We start from the raw sequence: 9,923 nt of genomic DNA, 5'->3' as shown, positions 1-9,923 counted from the left end.
CATCAATCGACAGCGCGTAACCGCTCAGGTGCAATAAAGAGTAAATCAGCATTGAGCCGTGGCCGTTTGACAGCACAAAACGGTCGCGGTCAGCCCATTGTGGGTTTTGTGGGTTATGGTTTAAGTGACTACGCCAAAGAACTTCAGCGATATCGGCCATACCCATCGGTGCACCAGGGTGACCAGAGTTAGCTTGTTGAACACCGTCCATACTAAGAGCACGGATGGCATTGGCTAATTGTTTACGTTCCATAATAATTACCGACAAATAATAGAGTTAGAAAGGAAAGGGGAACGTTAATCGTTCCCCAAATTTTAATTCGTAAGTGGATTACAACTTGGCTGCAATCATGACTTCAAGTTTGCCTTGGTCAATGGCAAAATTACGGATGCCTTCCGCTAATTTTTCTACGGCCATTGGGTCTTGGTTATGTTCCCATAGGAACTCTGCATGGGTCATTGCTGCAGGGCGTTCTTTGTTACCTTGAGAGTCAACCAGTTTTTCAACCACTTCACCTTCAGCTGCTTCGAGTTCTGCCAGTAAAGAAGGGGCAATAGTCAAACGATCACAGCCTGCTAACTCTAAAATTTCACCGATATTACGGAAGCTTGCGCCCATCACGACTGTCTTGTAGCCATGTTCTTTGTAGTAATTGTAAATAGCAGTCACGGACAATACACCAGGATCTTCTTGCGGTGCAAAATCACGGCCTTCTTTGGCTTTATACCAATCCATAATACGGCCGACGAATGGAGAAATCAGGAATACGCCTGCTTCTGCACACGCGCGTGCTTGAGCAAAGGAGAATAATAGAGTCAGGTTACAGTTGATGCCTTCTTTTTCAAGGATCTCTGCTGCGCGAATACCTTCCCAGGTTGAAGCCAGCTTGATCAAAATACGGTCGTTAGTAATGCCAGCATCGTTGTACATTTTGATCAGTTGGCGCGCTTTTGTCACGCTACCTTCCATATCATAAGAGAGGCGAGCATCGACCTCGGTAGAAATACGGCCCGGAATCGTTTTTAGGATATCTTTACCGATATTGACAGCAAGCATGTCACAAGTATCTTGAACTTGTTGAGCCTTGTCTGAGCTCTGTGTTTTTGCGTATGCGATAGAAGCATCAATCAGTGGCGCGTATTCTGCAATTTGAGCCGCTTTAAGAATGAGAGATGGGTTAGTGGTCGCATCTTCTGGTTGGTATTTTTTGATTGCGTCAATTTCACCAGTGTCAGCAACAACAGTCGTCATTTTACGAAGTTGCTCTAATTTATTGCTCATATCGATCATCCTATTTCTTTGGGCCAAGCCAGATTTTGAGTTTGCTGGGCATTTGCAAGCGGGTTAGCAATCACATAGTCATGTCTTACACATGCCAGAAAAGCTAACTCAATTATTTCCAGCGACCGAACATTTGCGTTGAACATTTGCTCGATCGTTGAGTAAATGATGTGGCCATATTTATCTTATCCACTGGGAAAGTCAATCGCTGTTCTGAGGTTATAGTGATATCAATCAACTATTTTTTTGTGAATTAATCTAAGTGCTGATAAATAAACGTTTGCTTAGATTTATCAAGGGTTGAAAGCGAACGTTACTGTGCATTGATCAGAGTGAGAAAATGTAATCTCCGTGAGCAAATGTTGCAAAGTAAATGAGGCTTAACCTATGCTAGGTCAATGAGCAAATGCTCAATTGTCGTTATTCTGCGCACAATATTGACCATGAGATCCCGTATGACCACTCCCAATCAAGACATTTCTATCGAAAATACTGACTTATTAACTGAAATTTCAGTGGCTTATTACCAAGATGGTGCAACTCAAGAAGAGATCTCGAAAAAGTTTTCTCTTTCACGAGCCAAAGTAGGGCGAATGCTTAAACAGGCACGCGATGAAGGGATTGTCGAAATTACGGTGAAATATCACCCTGTTTTTAGCGCCAAAATTGAGCAGCGACTGATTGAACGCTTTGGCGTAAAACGTGCGCTGATTGCACTTGACCAACCTAGCGAAGAGTTGCAGCGCCAACAAGTGGCGGGGTTGGTTTCCAATTACCTGACCAGTACGCTAAAAAACGGCATGGTTGTGACGGTTGGTCAAGGCCGAAATGTATCGGCCGTTGCGCATCATATTGGCGTGATCACACCACGAGAGTGTAAGTTTGTCTGTAGTATTGGTGGCATTCACCCAAGAGGTGGGATGTTTAATGCGGATCATATCTGTCGACAGCTGGCCAAAAAATACGGTGGAAGCTCTGAAACGCTTTATGCGCCTGCCTATGCTGAAAATCGCGAACAAAAATTGGCGTTTATGCAAAATGCAACCGTCAAACAAACCTTAGATTTAGCACGTAAGGCAGACATTGCGTTAGTGGGTATTGGGGATATGAGTGAAAACAGCTACATGGTCGATCTCGGTTGGTTTACCGCCGATGAAGTGGTGCAGTCGCGTTTACAGCAAGGTGTGGTGGGGGATTTCGCTGGTTATGATTTTTTTGATATCCACGGTAAAGCTGCCAATACGGTGATGAGCGATCGTGTGATTGGGTTAGGGATTGACGAATTTCGACCGATTGCTGAGGTGATCGCTATCGCGGCTGAAAACAGCAAACCTTTAGCGCTGCTTGGGGCGCTACGCACCGGTGCAATTGATGTGATTGCCACCAGCGTAAGCAACGCGTTAACGGTATTGAATTTAGATGAGCAGATACAAACCGTCACAGAATCGTCAATTTGAATTTAACCTATATAATCCTTATGTCATGAATCAATTCCCACCACGGTGGGGATTGATTCAGAGGCTAAAGCTCAATAGGCAGCTCAGTGCGTTGCCCCCATTCTGTCCACGAACCATCGTAAACGCACAGTTTTTCGTAGCCGCAAATTTGCGCAGCCAGCAGCACAATACAGGCAGTTACGCCTGAGCCACAACTGAAAATGTATTGCTTTTTTCCAGCAGCCAGCGTCGCTTGCATAATAGGTTGTAGATCTTGCGGTGATTTAAGCTTATGCCCATTCATCAACTCTGTAAAAGGTAAGCAAATAGAGTGAGGAATATGGCCACTGCGCACGCCTTCTCTTGGTTCTTTCATTTGACCCAAAAAACGGGCTTGTGAACGTGCATCAACAGTTAAGCTCTCTGGGTTCTCTATTTGTGCAAGCACATAGTCTGCGTTCACAAAATAGCGAGGATCGAGCGTGCCATGGAAGTTTCCGTGTTTAAAGGCATGTGTGTACTCTTTTACAACGGGTAAACCTTGGCGTTTCCATTCGGTTAATCCACCATCAAGAACGTATACCGACGCATGTCCCATCGCTTTGAGCATCCACCATGCCCTCGGTGATGCAAACGTCCCGCTATTGTCATAGACAACGACGATCGAATCGTGGTTTAAACCGATCGATTGTGCTAATTGGTTAAAGCGATCTTCACTAGGCATCATATGAGGTAGTGGCGATTGTAGGTCACAAAATTCACCATCATAATCAAAGCGGCGAGCGCCGGGAATGTTATGCAGAGTATCTTTCTCAGTTTCACTGGGAATTTGGAATTCAATACTGCAATCAAGAATAACGGTGCGCGGGTCGCCTAACTTTTGTGCTAGCCATTGGGGGGAGACGAGTGGTGACATGAGTTTAACTCTCCTATTGTGTGGGCTGATGCGGTGGACGAACGAGAAAGACATTATTGAGTCTTTGTCGTTCATTTACTGGCAAGTCTGGCAGTGAGCGAGTTTGATTAAGTTCATTTCTCTCCACGTCATTGAAAGAGCGTCCAACATCAAAATTTTGCCTTGTTTTACCTGCCCATATTGAGCGATCACTTTGATCGCTTCCATCGCTTGTACCGCGCCAATAATCCCGACGACAGGGGCCATTACGCCCGCTTCGACGCAAGTGAGTACGTTACTACCAAAAAGAGCGCTTAAACATTGGTAACAGGGCTCGTCTGGGTGCTGATACATAAACACGCTGACTTGCCCTTCCATACGAATCGCGGCACCAGATACCAGTGGTGTTTTAGTTTGAAAGCAGATTTTATTCAATTGGTTACGAGTATCAAGGTTATCTGATGCATCCAGCACCAAAGAATGCTGTTCAATTAATGCTTTCAATTGTGCATCTTCAAGGCGTTGATCAACGGTATTTACCGTTAAATACGGGTTAAGCATACGCAGTGACTCTGCCGCTGAGTCCACTTTTTTACGTCCAATATCGGCATCGCTATGCAGCACTTGGCGCTGTAAATTAGAGAGCTCAACCACATCATCATCGATGAGCGTGAGTGAACCAACACCTGCCGTGGCAAGGTATTGGCTTGCAGCGCAGCCCAATCCTCCTGCGCCAAGAATTAAAATAGAGCTTTGTTTAAGTGCTTCTTGTCCTTCAAAATCAAACTGTTTGAGAATGATTTGTCGGTTGTAGCGCAGTAGCTCTTGATCAGATAGGATCTCCATAGTGATCCTTAGTACAAGCTGGGATTAAAAAGTTGGATATTGACGGTTTCGCCCACTTCCACTCGGCCACGATCTTGCTCTAACACCACAAAACAGTTGGCGAGGCTCATCGAACGAAATGCTCCCGAACTTTGATTTCCGGTAGTTTCAACAACAAACTGGCCATTTTCAATTGTGTAAATACCGCGTTGGTAGTCAGTACGGCCCGGTGATTTTTTAAAGGCATTTTTAGTGATGGCTGGAATGGACTCCGGTGCTTTCCACTGAGTGTGTCCAGCCAATTTAGCCAGCATAGGTTGCACCAAGACGTATAGGGTTAATACGGCTGAGACGGGGTTGCCAGGTAAGCCACAGAACCAAGCATGATCTAATGTTCCAAATGCAAACGGTTTGCCCGGTTTTATTGCCAGTTTCCAAAAACCGATTTCTCCGAGTTCTTGCAAAATATCTTTGGTATAGTCAGCTTCGCCTACACTTACGCCGCCAGAAGTAATAACCACATCGGCCAAATGTTGAGCTTTATCAAAGGTAGCTTTTAAAGTGGCAGGGCAATCAGCAATGATCCCAAGATCAATCGCTTCACAACCAAAATTCTCAATTAATGGTTTAATGCCATAACGATTGCTGTCATAGATTTGCCCCTCAGCAAGAGGTTCACCGAGTGGTTTTAGCTCATCTCCAGTTGAGAAAAAGGCCACTTTGGGTTTACGAAAAACGGTCACATGGTTGATGCCGAGTGTGGCAATCATTGGGATATCACGCGAAGTCAAGCGAGCCCCTTTATGTAGCACTACATCGCCTTGTTTGATGTCATCACCAGTGGGGCGAATATTTTGCTGAGGCTTCGCATTCGGCTGTAGAAAGCAGATACCATTTTCGTTTTCGGTCGTTTGCTCTTGCATGATCACCGCGTCGCAACCAGCTGGAATTTTCGCGCCAGTCATAATTCTCACGCAACTGTTGGCTGGCCACGGCCCTTCAAATGAAAGACCGGCAAAAGATTTGCCAGCCAGCGGCAGGGTGGTTGACTGTTGCAGATCAGCTAATCGAATAGCGTATCCATCCATCGCTGAGTTATCGAAAGGCGGCACAAAAATGGGTGAGAGTAACTCTTCGGCCAACACATAGCCTAATGCGTCGGCTAGCGGTAGTTTCAGCGTCGTTTGGATGGGTTTGATATTCGCTAGCATTGTCTCTAACGCTTGTTCGATAGGCATTAAGCCCGGTGAATCACAACAGCCCATGATCGGTTCCTATAGCTTTTTTCTTTGCGAGGACTTTATCATACATTGCTTACAGGCAATAATGACCATCCTTAAAATATGGATGTAATTATTCAAAATTCCGAGTATCCTTGTCTGCCATCCGAAAGGGGTAAAAAGTAAGAGGAATCGGAATGCTAGGTCTTAGCGAATCAGCAAAGTTGGTCAAAGATGCGCTAGAGAGCCGAGGTTTGGAAACGCCTATGCGTCCAAATGAGGTTACTCGTGAAGAAAAGAAAGAAAAAATCGAACACCATATGCGTGAGATCCTCACACTACTCGGTCTTGACCTGACCGACGACAGTTTAGAAGAGACGCCCCATCGAATTGCGAAAATGTATGTGGATGAAGTGTTTTCCGGCCTCGATTATCAAAACTTCCCCAAAATTACTGTGATCGAAAACAAGATGAACGTCAGTGAAATGGTGCGCGTAAAAGAGATTACCGTGACCAGCACCTGTGAGCATCATCTAGTGACTATCGATGGTAAAGCCGCGGTGGCGTATATCCCAAGAGGCAAGATAATTGGTCTTTCTAAGATTAACCGTATTGTACGTTTTTTTGCTCAGCGCCCCCAAGTTCAAGAGCGAATGACACAGCAGATTCTGGTGGCTTTGCAAACCTTACTCGGTTCAGACGATGTCGCAGTCACTATTGATGCCACTCATTACTGTGTTAAGTCACGTGGTGTTATGGATGCGACCAGTGAAACGACTACCACAGCATTAGGCGGTATTTTTAAATCTAACCCTGCCACCCGCGCCGAATTTTTCCATGGTTTACATTAATCGAATCTCAGTTGAGTCCATCTATTAACGTTGCTCAATGAAAAAAGCCCTCGCAAGTGAAGCCGAGGGCTTTTTCGTTTTACCACGCACGCTTTATTGAAACAGAGCCAAATTTTATTTAAACAGAACCAAGTACTCGCCATAGCCTTCAGCTTGCATCGCCTCTTTTGGTACAAATCGCATCGCGGCAGAGTTCATGCAGTAGCGTAAGCCGGTTGGTGCTGGCCCATCCTCAAAGACATGGCCTAGGTGAGAATCTGCAAAACGGCTGCGCACTTCGGTTCTGGTATAAAAAAGCCGAGAATCGCTTTTGGTCGCAATATACGCTTCATTAATTGGCCGAGTAAAACTGGGCCAGCCTGTACCAGAACGGTATTTGTCGGTAGAAGAGAATAATGGCTCTCCGCTGACTACATCGACATAAATACCATCGGCTTTGTTATCCCAATACTCATTGTTAAATGCGCGTTCAGTACCTTCTTCTTGCGTTACGTAATATTGCAAATCAGTCAATTTGGCACGTATCTTTTCATTAGCAGGTTTGGTGTATACCTTAACGTTGTTTTGCATTTTTTGCGCTTCGATCAATTGACGTAAGGTTTTTGGGTGCTCATTACGATCTTTACCGAAGATGGTATCAAGATATTGGTCACGTCCGGAAGCATGACGATAGTAGGTGTAACGTACTTTGCTCTTTTTATAAAAGTCTTGGTGGTACTCTTCAGCAGGCCAAAATTGGCTATATTGAATCAGCTCTGTTTTGAGCGGCTTTTTGAAGATCCCTAGCGCATCGATTTCTTGCATAAAACGCTGCGCGGTCTGCTTTTGTTCACTGTTGTGATAAAAAATTGCAGGCCGATACTGTGGGCCTCTATCAACAAACGAGCCTTGATCATCTGTCGGATCAATGTGGCGAAAAAAATGATCCAATACATTTTCGTAGCTGACAACTTGCGGATCAAAGGTCACTTGAATCACTTCAATGTGGCCCGATTTTCCTGATGAGACTTGTTTATAGGTAGGGTTTTCAAGGCTGCCACCCGCATAACCAGAGACAACACTAATGACACCGTTGAGTTTTTCAAGATCAGATTCTGTACACCAAAAACAGCCCCCAGCTAATGTCGCGATTTGCTGATTACCAATGCTGGGCATGGTTTTAGGCTGAGTTTCTGCTTGGCTAAATAGCGAAAACAGAATAGGCACAATAAGCGCTATTGAGAATATAAAGGGAGTAAAACGTTTCATAACCGACCTTACTTATTTTTTATTGATACTGGTAAAGAACGGTGAAAAGCGCAAAAAATTACAGAGAAAGAAAACAAATAGCGTGAAGAAAGCCTTTCTGAGCCCGAAGATTTGCGCTCAGAAAGGTTAATTTCGAACAATAATATCAGGTTAGGCCGATAATATTTCCTTTAGAATCAATGTCTAAATACATGAAGGCGGGTTTTTCAGGAAGGCCCGGCATGGTCATCACGTTGCCGCATAGCGCATAGATAAAGCCAGCACCCGCACAGAGCTTTAATTCGCGGATCGGTACATCAAAACCTTTTGGTGCGCCTTTAATCGCAGCGTTGGTTGAAATTGAAAGCGGCGTCTTCGCCAAACAGACAGCAAGCTTCCCGTAACCTTGCTCTTGCATGTTGTGCATTTGACGTCGTGCTTTATCAGTAAAAGTGACGCTTGCCGCGCCATAGCCCTTTTTCGCTACGGCGTTGATCTTATCTTCGATCGTCTGCTGTGCTTGGTATAACGGTGTGAACGTACTCACTTTTTCACACTGCTTAATGACTTTGGAAGCAAGCTCAGTCGTCCCTTCGCCTCCAAGAGCAAAACCTTCACTCAGTGCAACCTCTACCTGGTAGGGTAGTGCGTGAATCATCATTGCGAGCTGCTCAAGCTCTTCTTGGCTGTCTTGTGGAAAGCGGTTAATGGCAACCACGGCGGGTATTCCATACTTACTCACATTTTCAATATGCCATTTGAGATTTTCAAAACCGGACACCAACGCGGCATGGTCTGGCTGAAATAGAGTGTCGGGAACTGGCTGGCCGGGACGCAATTCATACAGACCAGAGTTCGCTTTTAAGCCGCGAAGTGTGGTGACGATAACGGCGCAATCTGGCGCTTTCCCAGATGTCGCGGCTTTAATATTGCACGCCTTTTCAAATCCCATATCAGAGCCAAAGCCGCCTTCTGTTACAGTAAATTCGGCTAACCTTGTGGCGATGTCATCGGCGATAATAGAAGAGTTACCGTGAGCGATATTGGCAAAAGGCCCGGCGTGAATCAGTGTCGGTACGCCTTCTAACGTTTGCATTAATGTAGGTTCAATCGCCTCTTTCATACTGACAGCCATCGCCCCAGCGACTTGCAAATCTTCAGTGGTAATCGGTGTACCATGGTGGCTATAGGCGACGACAATCCGCCCAATCCGTTGACGCAGATCGTTTAAGTTTTTGGCTAATGCAAGAATCGCCATCAGCTCAGAAGCCGCTGAAATATCAAAACCGTCTTCACGTTCAAATCCATTGATTGATTTATCCGTTTCATTTCGGCCAACGGTAACCATGCGCAGTGCGCGATCGTTGTGATCCATCACTCGCTTCCAAACCACATTATTCGGGTCGATACGCAGTGCTTTCATTGCGGTGCGTTGCTCGAAATCGTCATAACCAAGGCGCTGTTCGTGATAGATCCGGGCATCTATCGCCGCTGCCGCTAGGTTATGCGCGGCTGTGACGGCGTGGATATCGCCAGTGAGATGCAAATTGAGCTCTTCCATTGGTGCCACTTGTGAATAACCGCCGCCAGCGGCTCCGCCCTTAACACCAAAGATTGGTCCCATTGAGGGTTGACGAATACATGCCATCACCGAATGACCCAATTTTGCCATTCCTTGTGATAGTCCTATGGTCGTGACGGTTTTTCCTTCCCCTAATGGCGTTGGGGTAATGGCAGTCACAAGGATTAACTTTCCAACCGTTTGTGTTTGCAAACGTTCAAGGCAACTTAATGAAATTTTGGCCTTAAAGCGGCCTTGGCTGTGGAATTCGCTGGCTGTGAATCCTGCTTTGTTAGCGATAGCCTCTATGGAAGTTAATGAAGTGGCGCGGCAAATTTCAATATCAGGCAGCATAAAACCCTCATTATTTAGTGTTGTACGGGTTGGGAAAACGTTTGCGTCGCGATAATAACGTCAAAAAATGGGTTGTAAAGTTATTTAATGAGTGGATTATAAACTAATGTCTGAGCTTTTAGCTCGATTCTTCGTTCTCTTTTGTGTCATTGTCGTTGGGCTCTTTATGATGATCATCTTCAAGTTGCTCACTATCTTGTTGATCATAATGCTTGACGACAAAGGGGGTTAACATAACGGAAGAGGGAAGAAAACGTTTCATATGGATTTCC

The 9,923-nt window shown here is 45.3% G+C and carries 9 protein-coding genes and 1 pseudogene; 2 read left to right on the top strand and 8 right to left on the bottom strand.

All coding sequences use genetic code 11. The annotated features are described in order from the left end of the window. Both AACV20_RS01150 and tal read right to left on the bottom strand, forming a co-directional pair. A pseudogene (locus AACV20_RS01150) lies at positions 1-253 on the bottom strand (transketolase); the annotation flags it as partial. Between the two features lie 78 nt (positions 254-331). After that, positions 332-1,282 carry a transaldolase gene (gene tal / locus AACV20_RS01145; RefSeq protein ID WP_170907821.1) on the bottom strand — a complete coding sequence of 317 codons (951 nt, stop codon included), beginning with the start codon at positions 1,280-1,282 and terminating at the stop codon, positions 332-334. 455 nt (positions 1,283-1,737) lie between these two features. On the opposite strand from tal, the gene AACV20_RS01140 reads away from it, so the two are divergent. After that, the gene (locus tag AACV20_RS01140) at positions 1,738-2,739 is read left to right on the top strand and encodes a sugar-binding transcriptional regulator (RefSeq protein ID WP_170907820.1); all 1,002 of its coding nucleotides are present in this window, start codon (positions 1,738-1,740) and stop codon (positions 2,737-2,739) included. 64 nt (positions 2,740-2,803) lie between these two features. Here the strand turns inward: AACV20_RS01140 and AACV20_RS01135 are convergent, their stop codons facing one another. The 3 genes from AACV20_RS01135 to moeA are packed head-to-tail and all read right to left on the bottom strand — an operon-like array spanning position 2,804 to position 5,703. Beyond that, positions 2,804-3,688 (bottom strand): sulfurtransferase, encoded by an 885-nt coding sequence (locus tag AACV20_RS01135; protein WP_170907819.1) that lies wholly within the window; start codon positions 3,686-3,688, stop codon positions 2,804-2,806. A 21-nt stretch (positions 3,689-3,709) separates the two neighbouring features. Next, positions 3,710-4,459, bottom strand: coding sequence for a molybdopterin-synthase adenylyltransferase MoeB (moeB, locus tag AACV20_RS01130; protein WP_017045530.1), 750 nt, complete (start codon positions 4,457-4,459; stop codon positions 3,710-3,712). Between the two features lie 8 nt (positions 4,460-4,467). After that, on the bottom strand, positions 4,468-5,703 hold the full coding sequence (gene moeA, locus AACV20_RS01125; RefSeq protein ID WP_170907818.1) for a molybdopterin molybdotransferase MoeA: 1,236 nt from the start codon (positions 5,701-5,703) through the stop codon (positions 4,468-4,470). 152 nt (positions 5,704-5,855) lie between these two features. Between moeA and folE the strand changes: the two genes are divergently transcribed. Next, positions 5,856-6,509, top strand: a complete 654-nt coding sequence (folE, locus tag AACV20_RS01120; RefSeq protein WP_013867838.1) for a GTP cyclohydrolase I FolE — start codon at positions 5,856-5,858, stop codon at positions 6,507-6,509. A 114-nt stretch (positions 6,510-6,623) separates the two neighbouring features. Here the strand turns inward: folE and msrB are convergent, their stop codons facing one another. The 3 genes from msrB to AACV20_RS01105 form a co-directional block, all read right to left on the bottom strand. Next, positions 6,624-7,757: a peptide-methionine (R)-S-oxide reductase MsrB gene (gene msrB / locus AACV20_RS01115; protein ID WP_170907817.1), complete on the bottom strand. Its 1,134-nt coding sequence runs from the start codon at positions 7,755-7,757 to the stop codon at positions 6,624-6,626. 145 nt (positions 7,758-7,902) lie between these two features. Beyond that, complete coding sequence (locus AACV20_RS01110; protein ID WP_094125478.1) at positions 7,903-9,651, bottom strand: formate--tetrahydrofolate ligase; 1,749 nt, start codon at positions 9,649-9,651, stop codon at positions 7,903-7,905. Between the two features lie 118 nt (positions 9,652-9,769). After that, positions 9,770-9,913 carry a hypothetical protein gene (locus tag AACV20_RS01105; protein WP_170907816.1) on the bottom strand — a complete coding sequence of 48 codons (144 nt, stop codon included), beginning with the start codon at positions 9,911-9,913 and terminating at the stop codon, positions 9,770-9,772. Positions 9,914-9,923 lie beyond the last annotated feature (10 nt).

The sequence above is a fragment of the Vibrio sp. B4-6 genome, from assembly GCF_963888245.1.
GTDB classification, from domain to species: domain Bacteria; phylum Pseudomonadota; class Gammaproteobacteria; order Enterobacterales; family Vibrionaceae; genus Vibrio; species Vibrio anguillarum.
This window is presented reverse-complemented; position numbering and strand designations above follow the sequence as displayed.